Origin of the sequence: Halopiger goleimassiliensis, assembly GCF_000455345.1 — an archaeon.
In the GTDB taxonomy this organism is placed as follows: domain Archaea; phylum Halobacteriota; class Halobacteria; order Halobacteriales; family Natrialbaceae; genus Halopiger_A; species Halopiger_A goleimassiliensis.
The window spans coordinates 702,937-719,309 of record NZ_HG315690.1 but is presented as its reverse complement, the minus strand read 5'-3'; the positions used below and the strand labels follow the sequence as shown (position 1 = coordinate 719,309).

Annotated in this window: 16 protein-coding genes; 9 read left to right on the top strand and 7 right to left on the bottom strand. The window is 64.8% G+C overall.

Translation table 11 applies throughout. From position 1 onward, the window contains the following. Positions 1–13 precede the first annotated feature (13 nt). Positions 14–466, bottom strand: a complete 453-nt coding sequence (locus TX79_RS03540) for a hypothetical protein (RefSeq protein WP_195892449.1) — start codon at positions 464–466, stop codon at positions 14–16. 322 nt (positions 467–788) lie between these two features. Here TX79_RS03540 and TX79_RS03535 point away from each other — a divergent pair, with 322 nt between their 5' ends. The 3 genes from TX79_RS03535 to TX79_RS19550 all read left to right on the top strand — a co-directional run bounded on the left by TX79_RS03535 (position 789) and on the right by TX79_RS19550 (position 2,346). Then, complete coding sequence (locus tag TX79_RS03535) at positions 789–1,769, top strand: hypothetical protein (RefSeq protein WP_049925773.1); 981 nt, start codon at positions 789–791, stop codon at positions 1,767–1,769. Positions 1,770–1,861: 92 nt separating this feature from the next. Continuing rightward, positions 1,862–2,074: a hypothetical protein gene (locus tag TX79_RS03530; RefSeq protein WP_049925772.1), complete on the top strand. Its 213-nt coding sequence runs from the start codon at positions 1,862–1,864 to the stop codon at positions 2,072–2,074. A 107-nt stretch (positions 2,075–2,181) separates the two neighbouring features. Next, positions 2,182–2,346 carry a hypothetical protein gene (locus TX79_RS19550; RefSeq protein WP_195892448.1) on the top strand — a complete coding sequence of 55 codons (165 nt, stop codon included), beginning with the start codon at positions 2,182–2,184 and terminating at the stop codon, positions 2,344–2,346. 57 nt (positions 2,347–2,403) lie between these two features. Here the strand turns inward: TX79_RS19550 and TX79_RS03525 are convergent, their stop codons facing one another. Beyond that, entirely contained in the window at positions 2,404–2,958 is a 555-nt protein-coding gene (locus tag TX79_RS03525) for a GMP synthase subunit A (protein WP_049925771.1), read from the bottom strand. Between the two features lie 182 nt (positions 2,959–3,140). Here TX79_RS03525 and TX79_RS19545 point away from each other — a divergent pair, with 182 nt between their 5' ends. Continuing rightward, positions 3,141–3,278, top strand: coding sequence for a hypothetical protein (locus TX79_RS19545; RefSeq protein WP_195892447.1), 138 nt, complete (start codon positions 3,141–3,143; stop codon positions 3,276–3,278). Positions 3,279–3,372: 94 nt separating this feature from the next. Here TX79_RS19545 and pan1 read toward each other — a convergent pair whose 3' ends face one another. Beyond that, the gene (gene pan1 / locus TX79_RS03520; protein WP_049925770.1) at positions 3,373–4,590 is read right to left on the bottom strand and encodes a proteasome-activating nucleotidase Pan1; all 1,218 of its coding nucleotides are present in this window, start codon (positions 4,588–4,590) and stop codon (positions 3,373–3,375) included. 123 nt (positions 4,591–4,713) lie between these two features. On the opposite strand from pan1, the gene TX79_RS03515 reads away from it, so the two are divergent. Continuing rightward, positions 4,714–4,983 carry a MarR family transcriptional regulator gene (locus TX79_RS03515; protein ID WP_049925769.1) on the top strand — a complete coding sequence of 90 codons (270 nt, stop codon included), beginning with the start codon at positions 4,714–4,716 and terminating at the stop codon, positions 4,981–4,983. Positions 4,984–5,140: 157 nt separating this feature from the next. On the opposite strand, the gene TX79_RS03510 is transcribed toward TX79_RS03515, so the two are convergent. Then, the gene (locus TX79_RS03510; RefSeq protein ID WP_049925768.1) at positions 5,141–6,460 is read right to left on the bottom strand and encodes an MFS transporter; all 1,320 of its coding nucleotides are present in this window, start codon (positions 6,458–6,460) and stop codon (positions 5,141–5,143) included. A gap of 459 nt (positions 6,461–6,919) precedes the next feature. On the opposite strand from TX79_RS03510, the gene mre11 reads away from it, so the two are divergent. Both mre11 and rad50 read left to right on the top strand, forming a co-directional pair. Further along, positions 6,920–8,323: a DNA double-strand break repair protein Mre11 gene (gene mre11, locus TX79_RS03505; protein WP_049925767.1), complete on the top strand. Its 1,404-nt coding sequence runs from the start codon at positions 6,920–6,922 to the stop codon at positions 8,321–8,323. Beyond that, a complete protein-coding gene (gene rad50, locus TX79_RS03500) occupies positions 8,320–11,010 on the top strand; it encodes a DNA double-strand break repair ATPase Rad50 (protein WP_049925766.1) in 2,691 nt (896 codons plus the stop codon). The genes mre11 and rad50 overlap by 4 nt, the downstream gene beginning before the upstream one ends. Here rad50 and TX79_RS03495 read toward each other — a convergent pair whose 3' ends face one another. From TX79_RS03495 to TX79_RS03485, 3 genes are read right to left on the bottom strand one after another with little or no spacing between them, the layout of a single operon-like run. Then, positions 11,011–11,574 (bottom strand): DUF7346 family protein, encoded by a 564-nt coding sequence (locus tag TX79_RS03495; RefSeq protein ID WP_081655478.1) that lies wholly within the window; start codon positions 11,572–11,574, stop codon positions 11,011–11,013. Between the two features lie 50 nt (positions 11,575–11,624). Then, positions 11,625–12,137: a DUF7322 domain-containing protein gene (locus TX79_RS03490; RefSeq protein WP_049925765.1), complete on the bottom strand. Its 513-nt coding sequence runs from the start codon at positions 12,135–12,137 to the stop codon at positions 11,625–11,627. 48 nt (positions 12,138–12,185) lie between these two features. Continuing rightward, positions 12,186–12,368, bottom strand: coding sequence for a DUF7331 family protein (locus TX79_RS03485; RefSeq protein ID WP_049925764.1), 183 nt, complete (start codon positions 12,366–12,368; stop codon positions 12,186–12,188). A 118-nt stretch (positions 12,369–12,486) separates the two neighbouring features. Between TX79_RS03485 and TX79_RS03480 the strand changes: the two genes are divergently transcribed. Together TX79_RS03480 and TX79_RS03475 are read left to right on the top strand one after the other, a co-directional pair. Then, on the top strand, positions 12,487–15,225 hold the full coding sequence (locus TX79_RS03480; RefSeq protein WP_049925763.1) for a DNA-directed DNA polymerase: 2,739 nt from the start codon (positions 12,487–12,489) through the stop codon (positions 15,223–15,225). Between the two features lie 222 nt (positions 15,226–15,447). Continuing rightward, positions 15,448–16,353 (top strand): ABC transporter ATP-binding protein, encoded by a 906-nt coding sequence (locus TX79_RS03475; RefSeq protein ID WP_049925762.1) that lies wholly within the window; start codon positions 15,448–15,450, stop codon positions 16,351–16,353. Positions 16,354–16,373 lie beyond the last annotated feature (20 nt).

The following is a 16,373-nucleotide window of genomic DNA, read 5'->3' as shown; positions in this document are numbered from 1 at the left end:
CGCTCGATTCGCATCACCCCGCGTCGGATTCGCTCGCGTCGTCGGCGTCCGCGGACTCGTCTTCGTCCGACTGTGCCTGGTCGGTACCGTCTTCGTCCACGAGGTCGTCGACCACGTCCTCGTCGACCGCCATCTCTCCCGGTTCGGGGACCTCCTCGTCGGCCCGTTCGGCGAGTTCGGCAGGGGAGCGCTCTTCATCGGTCAGATCGACGGTCGTCTCCGCGTCGGTGATCGGTTCGGTCCCGCCCTCGCCGCCGGACGGCGTCGATTCGTCGGTCGACTCGTCGCTGCCGGTGATCGGGATTTCCTCGAAGTCGCCGGGAACGGCCTGGGTTGCCCCCTCCCGCACCGTCTCGACCGCCGGCGTTCGCTCACGAAGCTCCCCGACGCTCGGCACCGACTCGAGGCGATCGGCGTACCTCGAGACGACGTACGCGATCGCGACGAGAGCCAGGGCGGACGCCACCAGTGTTCGAAGTCGCCCGCTCGAAGATGCTTCGGTCGACTCCGACGCTGCCCCCGTACTCGGATCTGACGCTGGTGATCGAAGACCCATCGGGACCTGTACTGTTCCGATCCGGAAGGTGGTTCGGGATGGTATCGCAAGTCACCCGCTGGAACCCGTCGGGGGATTCCACGGCGTTACGGGGTGCCTACGCCTGGGTACGCGCCCCTTAGCTATAGGGGCGGATTCGGTAGCACGTGGCGATGACAGTCAGCGATCGAAGACAGTCACGATCAGTGACCGATCGGCCGCTCGAGCGGTCGTTCACGGAGGCAATCGACCGATGACCGGCCGCTGGATCAATCCGGTTGTCGTGGCCGTACTCGTCGTCGGATTGTTCGGAATCGCTGCGATGGGTGCCGCCGCTGGCGGCCTCTTCGTCGACGCCGAGGCAACGATCGGGCCAGCGGATGCCGGCCAGCAGCCGACCCTGGCGACCCAGAACGGCACGGCCGTCTCCGAAGAAGCCGCTCGAGAGCCCGTTCCCGAACCGGGCGACGCGTACTTCGAGGCCGAGGACAGCGACGGGGAGTGGATCAGTTACGTCAACCCGCGGGACGGGTATCGGTCGCCGTATCTCGGCGAGGGCTCCGGGAAGATGTGCGTCGCGTTGGTCAACGAAGCCGGCGAACCGATCGTCGGCGAGACGATCCCGAACACGACGGCGACGATCGAGACCGGCGACGAACTGGAGTGGCAGGACCACGGCCATCCGTTCGTCGTCGAGTACCCGCTGCCAGAGAACTACGAGCGCCCCCTCGATGCCGACCAGTTCGGGACGTCGGACGAACTCCCGCAGGGCGACGGCTATCTCGACTCCCATTGCGTCGAGTGGCACGGGCTCCCTGAAGACGAGACCGTCGAGTACAGCCCGGTCGAACTCGAGGGCGAACACGCCGAGGACCTCGAGGTCGTCGGCTACATCGAACAGGCTCACGAGGACTGGGACAGCGACGTCGATCCGATCGACGACGCCGAACCGTACGACGCAGTCGGCGGCGAGTGGACCTATCGAGAGGGCGGCTCTCACGGCCAAGTGGTCGCCGTCGTCCAACTCGACCGCGACGGCGAACTGCCCGAGACGGGCGTCGGTTCGGCTGCCAACTCGACGTCCGACGACTCGGACGGGGACGATGGGACCGATTCGAACGCGAACGACGACACCGCATCCGACGCCGACGAAGCCGAGAGCATCCCCGGCTTCGGTGCGCTCGTCGCGGTGGTCGCGGGTACGATAGCCGTGGCCGCACGGATTCGGGACTAACCGACGATCCGGTCGGCGGGATCCGGCCCGAGAGGGGTGTCGGCGAGCGAATCAATCACGTTTTGAGGGTGCCCACGAGATAGCCCAGACGTATGTCCTCCGATCCCGACGACGATCCCCGCGTGCCGATCACCTGCCCCGAGTGTGAGACGACCTCGCGCGTGCCACTACCGGACGTCGCGGCGGCGATCGACCGACACAACGACCAACTGCACGACGGCGAGGACGTCGCCCGCGTCGACCCCGACGTGGCGGAGCAGCTGGCCGACATGGTCGCGACCGATCTGGGGCTGCTCGAGGACTAGAGCGCGGTTCGGTTTCGGACGCCGTCTCGAGATCCTGTCCGGAATCACCACGTTGCCGGCCCGTTCCGGGCAGGACGTTTATCGCCGTCGACCTCGACGTCCCATCCATGTCCCGTGCCACCCACACCTGTCCCTGTGGGGCAGAGTTGCGATTCAAACAGGACCTCGAGAAGGAATCCGGCGGCACCGTCGCGCGCTGGAACTGCAAACAGTGTGGGACGCGGGTTCCCCCGATCGTCGCGGAGAAGATCAAACACCAGCACCCGTCCTGATCGAGACGGTCTCTCGGAAGCGATCTCTCGAGTAGCAGAGCGCGACTCGAGCCGATCTTATCGGTTCTCGCAGATCTCGAGGAAGTTCTCGAAGATCTCCTCGCCTTCCTCGGTGTGGGCGACTTCGGGGTGCCACTGGACGCCGTAAACGTCTCGGTCGGGGTCGCTCATCGCTTCGACGTCGCAGACGTCGCTGCGGGCGGTCAGTTCGAACCCTGGCGGTAACTCCTTCACCTCGTCGGCGTGGCTGGCCCAGACGCGGGTCTCGGGGTGCAGAGAGCCGGTCAGCGGGTCGTCCTCGTCGACGACCTCGACGGTGACGTCGGCGTAGCCGCCGTAGTCGCCGCCCCCGACGCGTCCCCCGAGTTCCTCGGCTATCAGTTGCATCCCGAGACAGATCCCGAGGACGGGAACGTCGGCCTCGAGGTAGTCGGGGGACCGACCGATGCGATCCATGTCGGGACCGCCCGAGAGGACGACGCCGTCTGCGTCGACGTCTTCGGGTGGCGTCTCGTTGTCGATGATCTCCGTCTCGACGCCGAGGTCGCGAAGCGCCCGGCCTTCGAGGTGCGTGAACTGTCCGTGGTTGTCAACCACGACGATCCTCGTCATTGCGAACGCCTAGCCAGTCACTCCGTAAAAACGGTCCGGAACGCGCGCTCGAGAACGAGCGGTCCCGACGTGTCGCTCGAGGGCGCACCTCCGTTCCCCGTCCGCGGATTGTGTCCCGTCACGGTCGGCTACTCGCCTCGAGTTCCGGTACGTTTATACGGGTTTCACCGGACGGTACGAGTATGGCAGTCGATCTCAACGAGTTCAAACACCCGGCGTGGGCGAGTGCTGTGGGAACGGTGGTCGGCTACGGCCTCATTCTCGCCGTGTTGACGCTGGCGCTGTTCGTCGTTCCGTGGCTCATCTTCGCGATGCTGTAGGCCCGGAGCGTTTTTCTCGGTCGATTTTCGACGGGGAGTGAATCGTCGGAAAACGAGTAGAAACGCGAGAACGGTGGACGACGCCGACTGTGGATCAGGCGAAGGTCTTCGAGACGTCGTCGGTGGTGTCGGAGTCGGCCTGGACCTTGTCCCAGGCGGCTTCGAAGTCCTCCATCCTGATCTCGGTGCGGTCGTCGCGGATGGCGAACATCCCGGCTTCCGTACAGATCGCCTTGATGTCCGCACCCGAGGCCTCCTCGGTTTCGTCCGCGAGGGACTCGAAGTCGACCTCGTCCGCGACGTTCATGTCGCGGGTGTGGATCTGGAAGATGAGTTCGCGACCGTCCGCATCGGGCTTGGGTACCTCGATGAGACGGTCGAACCGGCCGGGTCGGAGGATCGCCCGGTCGAGCATGTCGAAGCGGTTGGTCGCGGCGATGATGCGGATCTCGCCACGCTCCTCGAAGCCGTCCATCTCCGACAGGAGCTGCATCATCGTCCGCTGGACCTCGGCGTCTCCCGACGTTTTCGACTCCGTTCGCTTCGCGGCGATGGCGTCGATCTCGTCGATGAAGATGACGGCGGGTTCGTGTTCGCGGGCGACGTCGAACAGGTCCCGGACGAGTTTCGCCCCCTCGCCGATGAACTTGTGGACCAGTTCGGAGCCGGCCATCTTGATGAAGGTCGCGTCGGTCTGGTTGGCGACGGCCTTCGCGAGCATCGTCTTGCCCGTCCCGGGCGGACCGTACAGCAGGACGCCGCTCGGCGGGTCGATCCCGACGTCCTCGAACATGTCCGGTTTCTCGAGGGGCATCTCGACGGTCTCGCGGACCTCCTGGAGCTGTTCGTCGAGGCCGCCAATGTCCTCGTAGCTGACGTCGGGGCTCTCGGTGACTTCCATCACGCGGGCGCGGACGTCGGTCTCGTTCGAGAGGCTCTTGACGATCGAGAGGGAGTTGTTGACCGCCACCCGGTCGTCGGGCTCGAGGCCTTCGCGCATCTCGTCGGTGACCTCGGTCAGGGCCTCCTGGTTGTTCCCGTGTTGTTTGATGACGACGCCCTCGTCCGTGATCTCCTGGACGGTGGCGACGAACAGCGGGGACTGCTTTAACTTCTTGTTCTCGTGGGTCAACCGCTCGAGTTTCTGCTGGTACTTGTTGTTCTCGGCGTTCGCGTCGAGGAGCTTGTCACGCATCTCCTCGTTTTGCGCCTCGAGGACCTCCAGCCGTTCCTCGAGCGCCTGAATCTTCTCCTGTTGGGACGCCTCGTCCTCGTCGTATGGGAGGTCGACGTCGTCCACAGTGTCGCTCATCACCCCGTTGTTGGGGGTTGGTTCATAAGAGGCTTCGGGTCGGTGAACTGGGGTAGAAAATAACTGACAGGCATAGTTCGAAAGGGAAAATATTATCATGTCGTATTCGGTTATGGACACACGATGAGTGCATCAGAGCCCGTCCGTCAGGACGCCGACCAGCGCGGTACCTGGGACGACGTCCGCGACCTGCCACCGAGCGCTAAACTCGTCGCGAAGGTCCTCGAGTACAACGACACGATGACACAACAGCAGATCGCCGAGGAGACGCTGCTGCCGTCGCGGACCGTCCGGTACGCCCTGAATCGACTCGAGGACGAGAACGTCATCGAATCACGGTTTTCCTTCTCCGACGCCCGCAAGCGGCTCTACAGTCTGGACATCGAGGCCTGAGCCGGCGAGTCAACGGCTGAATCTCGTCTTCGTTTTTCGTCGACGGAATCGGTTCGGATCGTCGCTCGAAGGTCGTTCGTACGGGTTCCTGTCCGCCAGGTCCGGCGTAACCGCGACTCGGGCGGCGGTTGCGCCGGTACATCGGTACAGTATTCTATCAATCGTCGGCGGAGACGGCGGAACCGCTCGGTTCGGGAGGTTCGCCGACGATCCACCCGTCCTCGGTGGCGCGTTCGGCGATCCTGGGCTGGAAGACCCACGCAGCCAGCGCGACGATCGGCACCATCGTGACCCCGACGACGGCGTACCCCAGGTGGAGGTTCAGGAAGGGTGCCGCGAAGATCAGCGGATAGATCGATCCGCCGGAGGAACCGATGCCGCCCACGACCCCGGCGACGCTCCCCGAATCGTCGGGGAACATCGACGGGACCTGTGCGAAGATGGCCCCTTCGGCGAACGCACAACCGATCCCGACGAGGAACGCGGCGGCCACGGCCGCGTAGATGTTTCCAGTGTAGCCCGCTGCCGTCATGCCGAACATGGTCAGCACGACGAATACCAGCGTCGTGAACGTCCACTGCTCGCGGTAGCGGCCGGGGAACCAGGGAAGGAAATCGCGCTTCTTGCGTGCCGCGAGGTCGCTTACGTAGCCGCCGATCGGACGGAGGAGGCCGGCGGCGATCGAGAACGTCGCCGCGAACGTCGCCGCGATCACGAGATCCTCCTGGCCGAACCCTTTGCGGTAGTAGGTGCCGAGCCAGCCGTTCATCGCCAGCTCGAGGCCGAAGGTCATGACGTAGGCGGCCGAGAGGACGACCGCGCCGTGGCGCGTGGCGACGTAGAGCCACTGTTCGAACGAGACGCCCCGTTTGGTCGCCTCGCGTTTCGCCCGGCTCTTCGCCGCATCTCCGAAGAGGTAGTAACAGACGCCGACGACGATGGCCAGCACGCCCGTGTAGAAAAACGCGGCGCGCCAGTTCGTCGAGAAGATCGGTCCGGCGTACCCCTCGCCGAAGATGCGCGGAAGCGTGAAGTACGCCCCCAGGCCGGCACCGGCGTTACCGATCCCAGCGTAGATCCCTTCGGCGGTGCCCAGTTCCTCTTCCTCGAACCACTCCGAGACGTGCTGGATGCCGATCACGAACGTGATCCCGGACAGCGAGGCGATCACCCGGGAGGTGATGAACACCTCGTAACTCTGGGCGAACGCGCTGACGATGGCGAACGTCCCGACGATACCCATCGTCACGCACGCCGTCACGGGCGCACCGTACCGGTCGGTCAGCGGCCCGATGACGATCCGGCCCAGCGGCACGGCGATCACGGCCGCGCTCGAGACGATCCCGAGTTGCGTCACCGAGAGTCCGAACTCGTCGGCGATGCCGCCGGTGAACGGAGCGAAGGAGAACCAGATGACGAACCCGAGGTTGAACATCGCCGTCGCGAGCAGCAAGTTCTTGTACTTCCCCTCGATCATCCGGTCTCACCCCCGTTCACGTATCTGAAGGCACTTCCAGCGTTACTGTACGATTCGTTCCCTGATCCACCTAATTGCGTTACGATCATGGGGTCCGCTCGGGAACAGTTCACCAGACGTAACTATATAAACATAGCCGTTTACACATGGTCGGATGTGGGTGTCCCAGTATGAGACGCGAAAAAACTTATACAGCATTATACCTGTATAAGGATACGTGTCCGCGGTCAGTACCCGGTGGTGGCCCCGGTACTGGTCGTTTGTCGGCCGCCGATTCCGGGATGGACGCCCCGAATCCTCGCGCGCGTCGGTTCGATCGTGAACCGACCAGCGGGGGCTCTCCAGAGACGGAGCCGGGACTACGTGTCCGGGCCTCGAGTAGGTCCGAACTGACGTGTCGGTTTTAGTTTCACTCCGCTCGCGGAACCCATTTAGGGCCTGCCCGTCAACGACGGGGTAATGACACGGGTGATACACACGGGCGACACCCACATCGGGTACCAGCAGTACAACTCGCCCGAGCGCCGCCGGGACTTTCTCGAGGCCTTCCGGAGCGTCGCCGAGGACGCCGTCGACGACGACGTCGACGCCGTCGTCCACGCGGGGGACCTCTTTCACGACCGGCGGCCAAGTCTCGTCGATCTCCAGGGAACCGTCGAGATTCTGCGGACGCTCGCCGACGCCGACATTCCCTTTCTCGCCGTCGTCGGCAACCACGAGGGGAAACGCGACGCCCAGTGGCTCGATCTGTTCGCCGACCTCGGCCTCGCCACCCGACTCGAGGCCGACCCAGTGGTAATCGACGACGTGGCGATCTACGGCCTCGACTTCGTCCCTCGCTCACGCCGCGAGGATCTCGAGTACGAGTTCGCCGCGCCGCCGGAGACGGCAAACCACACCGCCCTCGTGAGCCACGGCCTCTTCGAGCCGTTCCCCCACGCCGACTGGGACACCGAACGCCTCCTGACGGAGTCGACCGTCGACTTCGACGCCGTCCTGCTGGGCGACAACCACGCCCCGGACACGGCAGAAGTCGAGGACACCTGGGTCACCTACTGCGGGTCGACCGAGCGCGCCAGCGCCAGCGAGCGCGACCCCCGCGGCTACAACCTCGTCACCTTCGAGGAACAAGTCGCCATCACCCGGCGGGGACTTACCGACACCCGCGAGTTCGTCTTCGTCGACGTCGAACTCGAGGACGGCGAGGGGATCGACCGCGTTCAGGAACGCGTTCGCCAGCACGACCTCGAGGACGCGGTCGTCATCGTCACCATCGAGGGCGAGGGACGACCGATCACCCCCGCCGCGATCGAGGAACTGGCGATCGACCGCGGGGCGCTCGTCGCCCGGGTCAACGACCGCCGAGACCTGCCCGACGAGGACGAGGAGGTCTCCGTCAGTTTCGCCGATCCCGACGAGGCCGTCCGCGACCGCGTCCGCCAACTGGGGCTGAGCGACGCCGCCCTCGAGATCGACGAGACGGTCCGCAACGACGACCTGCCCGATTCGAACGTCCGCGAGACCGTCGAGCGTCGGGTCCGCGACCTGCTCGAGGACGACGAGTCGGCGTTCGACCCCGCCCCGGAACGGGAGCCCGGCGACGAGGGCGTGACGACGGTCGCCGACCAACTCGAGGAGACGGGGGCGTCGGCGACCGACGCCGAGTCGACCGATTCGGACCGAGCGGCCGACGCCGAGTCCTCGAGCGACGATTCGGCCGATGAGACGACCGCCGACGAGCAGGGTGGCGAGACGTCCGTCGCCGACGGGAGCGACGAGACTGCCGTCGCCGACGACGGTGAATCCGCCGACGGTGAGGAACCTGTGGACGCCGACACCGCTTCGCTGGGTGATTTCGCGTGAGGGTCGAGCGGATCCGCCTGCGGAACTTCAAGTGCTACGGCGACGCCGACCTCGGTCTCGAGCGCGGCGTCACCGTCGTCCACGGCGTCAACGGCAGCGGCAAGTCGACGCTGCTCGAGGCCGTCTTCTTCGCGCTGTACGGCTCGAAGGCGCTGGACGACCGGACGCTGGACGACGTCATCACGACCGGCGAGGAGGAAGCCGAGGTCGAACTGTGGTTCACCCACGACGGCCGCGAGTACCACGTCGAGCGTCGCCTGAAACTCCGCGGTGACCGGGCGACGACGACGAAGTGTGTTCTCGAGACGCCGGCCGGGACGATCGAGGGTGCCCGCGACGTCCGCCGAGAGGTGACCGAACTGCTGCGGATGGACGCCGACGCGTTCGTCAACTGCGCGTACGTCCGCCAGGGCGAGGTCAACAAACTCATCCACGCCTCGCCGAGTGACCGGCAGGACATGATCGACGACCTCCTCCAGCTCGGTGCGCTCGAGGAGTACCGCGAGCGGGCCAGCGAGGCCCGCCTCGGCGTCAAGTCCGTCCTCGACGGCCAGCGGGAGGTCCTCGAGGACGTCCGCAAGCAGGTCGAGGCGAAAGCGGAGAAGGACCTCCACGAGCGCCTGAACGGCCTCGAATCCAGACGCGCGGAGGTCACCGAGGAGATCGACCACTACGAGACCCAACGCGAACAGGCGAAAGAGACCCTCGACACCGCCGCGGACGTCCTCGAGCGCCACGAGGAGACTCGCGCGGAGATCGCGGACCTCGAGGAGGAGATCGAGGTGCTTCGATCGAAAATCTCGGAGACCGAAGCCGACCGCGAGGACGCGAACGACCGGATCGACGACCTCGAGAGCCAGCGGGAGGCCCTCGCCGAGGAACGGGCGGAACTGCTCGCGGAGGCGGCCCTCGAGGACCTCGGTTCCGAGGCCGACACGGACGCAGTCGAAGACCGAATCGCCGACCTCGAGGCCCGCGACGAGGAACTCCGAGACGACCTCGAGGACGTCCGCGTCGCGATCACGGAGACCAACGGCGAGATCGAACGGCTCCGCGAGGCGGCCGACGACCTCGACTCGGAGGCCGAGGAAGCTCGTTCGGAAGCCGAGGACCTCACCGAGCGCGTCGAACGCGACGAGGAAGACATCGCCGACCGGGAGGAAAAGCTCGAGGAACTCGAGAGCGAAATCGAGTCCGCTCGCGAGGAGTTCGGTTCGGCATCCGTCGCGTTCGGCGAGGCCGCCGACCACCTCGAGGACCTCGAGGCCGAGCGCGAGGACCTCACCGACGAAATCGGCGACGTCACCGCCGAGATCCGGACGGTCGAGAACGCCATCGAGGAGGGCGAACGCCTCCTCGAGGAGGGGAAGTGTCCGGAGTGTGGCCAGTCCGTCGAGGACTCGCCGCACGTCGACGTCCTCGACGACAAGCACGAGGAACTCGAGGCGCTCGAGAAGCGGCTCGAGGAACTCGAGGCCGACCGCGACGACCTCGACGAGCGGATCGAGCGCGCCGAAACGCTTCGGGAAGCGGAGCGGCGGGTCGACCGGCTCGAGGAGAACCGCGACAACGTCGAGCAGTTAGTCGCGGAGAAACGCGAGAGTCTCGCGGACCGACGCGAGCAGCGAGACCGACTGCTCGAGGACGCCGACGAGTACGAGGCCGAGGCCGAAGCGAAACGCGCCGAGGCCGAGGAACTCGAGGAAGACGTCGACGACAAGCGGGCGGAACTCGGCGAGATCAACGGCGAGCGCAGCGATATCAAGGCGACGCTCGAATCGCTCCGGCGCGTCGTCGAGGTCGACGCCGAACGTGCCGACCTCGAGAGCGAGATCCAGACCCTCCGCGAACGCCGCCGGGACTGGAAACAGCTCAACGACGAGCGACGGGAGACGCTCTCGAGCAAGCGCGAGCGCAAACGGGAACTCGAGGCCGAGTTCGACGAGGACCGCGTCCAGGCGGCCCGCGAGGACAAGCGAAACGCCGAGGAGTACATCGAGAAGGTCGACGCGAAACTCGAGGAACTCGAGGAACGACGCACCGAGATCCAGAACGCGATCGGCGCGGTCGAGCGCGAGATCGAAGAACTCGAGGAACTCAGGGAGCGCCTCGAGACGGTCGGAGCGCGCTGTGACCGGCTCGAGTCGCTGTACGACGAGGCCGAGACGCTACAGACGACCTACGGCGAGTTGCGCTCGGAGCTACGCCAGCGCAACGTCGAGACCCTGGAGCGACTGCTGAACGAGACGTTCGAGCTGGTCTACCAGAACGACTCCTACGCCTCGATCGAACTCGACGGCGACTACCGGCTGACGGTCTACCAGAAGGACGGCGAGGCGCTCGAGCCGGAACAGCTCTCGGGCGGCGAACGGGCGCTGTTCAACCTGAGCCTCCGGTGTGCGATCTATCGGTTGCTCGCCGAGGGGGTCGAGGGGACGGCACCGATGCCGCCGCTCATCCTCGACGAGCCGACGGTGTTCCTCGATTCGGGTCACGTGACGCAACTCGTCTCGCTGGTCGAGTCGATGCGCGAACTGGGTGTCGAACAGATCGTCGTCGTCAGCCACGACGAGGAACTCGTCGGCGCGGCGGACTCGCTCGTGCGCGTCGAGAAAGACGCGACCTCGAACCGCTCGCAACTGGAACGGGGCGAACCGCCCGAGACGGCACTGCTGGCGTCGGATTGATCAGGAACCGACTTCCGTCGGTTCGTCCGTGGACGACCCGTCTTCGGCGGGCGCGGATTCCGCCGTCGTCGACGTCTCGTCCTCGGTCGTCTCCACTTGGCCGTCCTGCGTTGCGGTCGCTTCGTCGGCCGCTGACTCGCCGTCGGATGCGCGAAGGACCTCGAGTGCGTCCGTGCAGGTGTCAGTGACTCGGTAGCCGCGCTCGTCGGCGACGTCGGTCTCCTCGAGCAGGCCTGCGGCCGTCAACACCCCGAGCCGACCGTGGAGGTCACTCTCACAGAAGTCGTAGCCCTCGAGCAGCGACCGCACGGGGAGTGGCCCGCGGGCCTCGAGTTCGAACAGCAATCCCAGCGTCGCCTCGTCGTGGACGTTGGTCAGCACCGTCCGAACGGCGTCGGGGACAGTCCCTGCGGCCGTCTCGAGCGGACTCTCGTCGATCGACTCGAGGCGATCGTTTTGTACGTAACACTCGTTCCCGCTTACCGGATCCCGAACGAGGCTCGCGTGTTCGGATTGCTTGCACAACAGATATCGTTTGCCGGTGTCGTCCTGGACGGTTTTCATGATGGTCGCTCGTCCGGTGGTGGCAACTGGGGCTGCGGGCCTGAAGTAGTTTACCCGAATTCGTGAATCGAGTTGTCGTCGGTGTCGTCCCCGTCCGGGTCCGTTGTGTCGTCGACCGCGTCCGGATCGGCGTCGGTTGGATCGGGTGGGTCCGCGTCGGCCGAATCAGCGGACTCGTCGCCGTCCGACGTCGCCGAACGCTTGTACGTTCGGTAGCGGCGGTAGGCGAACCCGAGGAGGACAATTCCGCCGGCGAGCAACGGGACGCCACGTCTCGTATCGCCCTCGAACAGGAGCAGGAGTCCGCCGACCGAACCGGCCAGCACTGCGCCGTTGATCACGAGAACGATCGCCCAGAAGGTCCGCACGAGGTCCGGCGGTACGTCCTCGTCACGGATCGCGGTTTCGGGGACTTCGAGGTCGGCTTCGAGGTCGCTTCGCAGTCCCGACCCGGCCTCCTCGGTCTCGACGCGGGGGATCGTGAGCGAGTCGCTGTCGGGATCCTCGAAGTCGTCCTCGGGATCGTATTCCTCGGGCTCGTGCTCGGTCCGTTCGAAGACCACAGGGTGACTGTCGGCGACAGTCGAAAAAAGGATTCGTATTTCGCGAACTCAGGCGCACTCCTCGAGCGGCAGCGTCCGGGAGGTTTCGACCCACGCGAGTGGGTTCTGGGCGTCGTAGAAGACGACGCCGTCGTCGGTTTCGTAGGACTCGATCGTCGCGATCCCGTCGGGATCGACGTTCGATTCACGTTCGCCGTCTGGGTCGTCGTCGAGAGTAGACACAGCGATCACCTATGTCTGTGTTATGTGTTACCACATTATATGTCTTGTTGCTCTCGCAAGCGTCCGCCGGTGGACGCCAGTCGGAATGACGGGGGGTTTTTGGTTGCCGACTGCCAACCCCGACACCATGACTGAGGCGGGCCAGACCGGACTCGCGGAGTTCTCCACGTCCGACGACGCGACGGAGTCGGAGTCCTCGAGGCCGGACGAAGAGGCAGTCGCCGTCGCCGGCAACGGCGGCAGGGATGCAGCCGAGGTAATCGACGTGCTGGAGGAGACCCTGCCCGAGGCGCAGGGCGAACTCGACCTCGCGGTGATGCAAGTCGACTACACCGTCGCCGGCTACGGCGACGAGGAGCGACCGATCATGCACGTGTTCGGCCGAACGCCCGATGGCGAACTGGAACACGTCCAGGTCGTCGGCTTTCGGCCCTACTTCTACGCGCCGACCGACACGCTCGAGCGGCCGCCAGAGGAGCAGTACGATCGGCTGACGGGCAGCCGCGAACACGATCGGAACGGCGAGCCCTACGAGAGCATCCGCGGGGAGAAACTCACGAAGATCTTCGGCCAGACGCCCCGCGACGTCGGGCAGGTGCGCGACGACTTCGAGCACTACGAGGCCGACATCCTGTTCCCGAACCGGTTTCTGATCGACAAGGACATCCGGAGCGGAATTCAGGTCCCGGAACGACGCGCCGACGACGACTCGCTCGTCGTTCCCCACGACGAGGTCGAACCGGCCGACGTGGACGCGACGCCCCGGGTCAACACGTTCGACATCGAGGTCGACGACCGCTCGGGCTTCCCCGAGGACGGCGAGGAGCCGATCGTCTGTCTCACCAGCCACGATTCCTACCGCGACGAGTACGTCATGTGGCTCTACGAGGCCCCGATCGGCGAGGGCGAGATCCCGACCGAGATCGACCAGTACGAGCCGATCGAGGGCGAGATCGATCACGAGGTGCGGGCCTTCGAGGAGGAGGAAGCGATGCTCGAGGCGTTCATCGACTACATCGAAGAAACCGATCCAGACGTTCTCTGCGGGTGGAACTTCGAGGATTTCGACGCTCCTTATTTCCTGGATCGCCTCGAGGAACTCGAGGGGCCACACCACGACTACGACCTGAACCCCGACCGGCTCTCGCGCGTGGACGAAGTGTGGCGCAGCAACTGGGGTGGGCCGGACGTCAAGGGGCGGGTCGTCTTCGACCTGCTGTATGGCTACCAGCGGATGGTGTTCTCCGAACTCGACTCCTACCGGCTCGACGCCGTCGGCGAGGAGGAGCTGGGCGTCGGCAAGGAGCGCTACGCCGGCGACATCGGCGATCTCTGGGAGGACGACCCCACGAAACTACTCGAGTACAACCTCCGGGACGTCGAACTCTGCGTCGAACTCGACCGCCAGCAGGAGATCATCGCCTTCTGGGACGAGGTCCGCTCGTTCGTCGGCTGTAAACTCGAGGACGCGCCCACGCCCGGCGACGCGGTCGACATGTACGTCCTCCACCAGGCTCACGGCGAGTTCGCCCTTCCCTCGAAGGGGCAGCAGGAAGGCGGCGAGGAGTACGAGGGCGGTGCCGTCTTCGAACCGATCACGGGCGTCAAGGAGAACGTCACCGTGCTCGACCTCAAGAGCCTGTACCCGATGTGCATGGTGACGATCAACGCCTCGCCGGAGACGAAGGTCGATCCCGACGAGTACGACGGCGAGACCTACGAGGCACCGACGGGGACCCACTTCCGGAAAGAGCCCGACGGCGTCAACCGGACGATGATCGAAGAACTGCTCGCCGAGCGCGAGGAGAAGAAGGAACTGCGGGATCAACACGAGCCCGGCACCCCCGAGTACGAGCAGTACGATCGCCAGCAGGGTGCGGTAAAGGTTATCATGAACTCGCTCTACGGAGTGTCAGGTTGGGAACAGTTCCGTCTATATGACAAAGAAGCAGCATCCGCGATTACCGCTACTGGGCGCGAAGTGATCGAATTTACGGAGACTGCCGCAAACGAACTTAATTATCAGGTCACATATGGTGACACCGACTCGGTCATGCTCGAGCTCGGACCGGACGTCTCAAAGGACGAGGCACTCGAGACGTCCTTCGAGATCGAGGAGCACATCAACGGTCGCTACGACGACTTCGCGCGCGAAGATCTGAACGCCGAGGCCCACCGCTTCCAGATCGAGTTCGAGAAGCTCTACCGCCGCTTCTTCCAGGCGGGCAAGAAGAAACGCTACGCCGGCCACATCGTCTGGAAGGAAGGGAAAGACGTCGACGACATCGACATCGTCGGCTTCGAGTACCAGCGCTCGGACATCGCGCCGATCACCAAGGAGGTCCAACACCAGGTCATCGAGATGATCGTCACCGAGGGCGACGTCGAGGGCGCAAAGCAGTACGTCAACGAGGTCATCGAAGACGTCCGCGCCGGCGAGGTAAGCCTCGAGGAGCTCGCCATCCCCGGCGGCATCGGCAAACGCCTGGACAACTACGATACCGACACCGCACAGGTCCGGGGTGCGAAGTACGCCAACCGCTTCCTCGGAACTAATTTCCAGCGGGGGTCCAAGCCAAAGCGGCTCTACCTCGAGCGAGTCGATCCCGCGTTCTTCCGCCGGATGGAAGCCGAGGAAGGGTTCGACCCTCAGACCGATCCCCTCTACGGTGCGTTCAAGCGCGATCCGGACGTCATCTGCTTCGAGTACGAGGACCAGATTCCCGAAGCGTTCGAGGTCGACTACGACAAGATGCTCGAGAAGACCCTGAAGGGGCCGATTTCGCGCATTCTCGAGGCGCTCGGCGTCTCCTGGGAGGAGGTCAAGAGCGGCCAGGAGCAGAAGGGACTGGACAGCTTCATGTAGGGCTCTCCGCAGGACAACCGACAGACGCTACCGCCAATCCCCGACTGACGGTCTTTTGAAACCGCCATCCGCCAGTAACTGATGAGTGATGGCCAGATGAATCCGGTGGACGCGATGCGTGATTTCTCTTTCGATAAATTATTTTCGTCATTCGAAATCGTATCCAATCGGATACGAAACCGTTATCAGTCAGACGACCCACCCTTCAAACGAGCAAATACTATGGCACGTCTCGAACTGAACAACCTGCACGCGGAAGTGGCCGAGGGCGACGAGAAGATCCTCGAGGGCGTCGACCTCGAGGTTGAGTCGGGCGAGATCCACGCCCTGATGGGACCGAACGGTTCCGGGAAGTCGACGACGGCGAAGGTCATCGCCGGTCACCCGGCCTACGAGATCACCGATGGAGAGGTCCTGCTACACCTCGAGGAGGACGAGTTCGGTGACGAGATCGAGATCGACGAGGACCAGCGCACCTGGGACCTGCTGGACCTCGAACCCAACGAGCGCGCTGCGCTCGGCATCTTCCTCGGCTTCCAGTATCCCGCCGAGATCGAAGGCGTCACGATGTCGAACTTCCTCCGCACGGCGCTGAACGCCAAAATCGAGGAACGCGAGGAACTCTTCGAGGAAGAGGAGGACGAGGACGAAGAGGACGAGGAAGGGTTCGAAACGTCGCCGATGGAAGGCCCCGAGGACGAGGGCGAGGTCGGCGTCGCGGAGTTCCAGGAGATCCTCCAGGAGAAGATGGAGCAGCTGGACATGGACGAGAAGTTCGCTCGTCGCTACCTCAACGCCGGCTTCTCCGGCGGCGAGAAGAAGCAAAACGAGGTGCTGCAGGCCGCCATCCTCGAGCCGTCGATCGCCGTCCTCGACGAGATCGACTCCGGGCTCGACATCGACCGCCTGCAGGACGTCTCCAACGGGATCAACGCCCTGCGCGACGAGCAGGGCACCGGCATCCTCCAGATCACCCACTACCAGCGCATCCTCGACTACGTCGAGCCCGACCACGTCCACGTGATGCTCGACGGTCAGATCGCCAAAAGCGGCGGTCCCGAACTCGCCGAGCAGCTCGAGGACAAGGGGTACGACTGGGTCCGCGAGGAAGTCTACGGCACGGCGTAACCGTATCTGCCTAGGCAAAC

Bases quoted from the DNA above. Each gene is read 5' to 3' on its own strand.
- TX79_RS03510 (WP_049925768.1), bottom strand. From the start codon at position 6,460: ATGATCGAGGGGAAGTACAAGAACTTGCTGCTCGCGACGGCGATGTTC.
- pan1 (WP_049925770.1), bottom strand. From the start codon at position 4,590: ATGAGCGACACTGTGGACGACGTCGACCTCCCATACGACGAGGACGAG.
- TX79_RS03480 (WP_049925763.1), top strand. From the start codon at position 12,487: ATGACTGAGGCGGGCCAGACCGGACTCGCGGAGTTCTCCACGTCCGAC.
- TX79_RS03535 (WP_049925773.1), top strand. From the start codon at position 789: ATGACCGGCCGCTGGATCAATCCGGTTGTCGTGGCCGTACTCGTCGTC.
- TX79_RS03515 (WP_049925769.1), top strand. From the start codon at position 4,714: ATGAGTGCATCAGAGCCCGTCCGTCAGGACGCCGACCAGCGCGGTACC.
- TX79_RS19550 (WP_195892448.1), top strand. From the start codon at position 2,182: ATGTCCCGTGCCACCCACACCTGTCCCTGTGGGGCAGAGTTGCGATTC.
- TX79_RS19545 (WP_195892447.1), top strand. From the start codon at position 3,141: ATGGCAGTCGATCTCAACGAGTTCAAACACCCGGCGTGGGCGAGTGCT.
- TX79_RS03475 (WP_049925762.1), top strand. From the start codon at position 15,448: ATGGCACGTCTCGAACTGAACAACCTGCACGCGGAAGTGGCCGAGGGC.
- mre11 (WP_049925767.1), top strand. From the start codon at position 6,920: ATGACACGGGTGATACACACGGGCGACACCCACATCGGGTACCAGCAG.
- TX79_RS03495 (WP_081655478.1), bottom strand. From the start codon at position 11,574: ATGAAAACCGTCCAGGACGACACCGGCAAACGATATCTGTTGTGCAAG.
- TX79_RS03530 (WP_049925772.1), top strand. From the start codon at position 1,862: ATGTCCTCCGATCCCGACGACGATCCCCGCGTGCCGATCACCTGCCCC.
- TX79_RS03525 (WP_049925771.1), bottom strand. From the start codon at position 2,958: ATGACGAGGATCGTCGTGGTTGACAACCACGGACAGTTCACGCACCTC.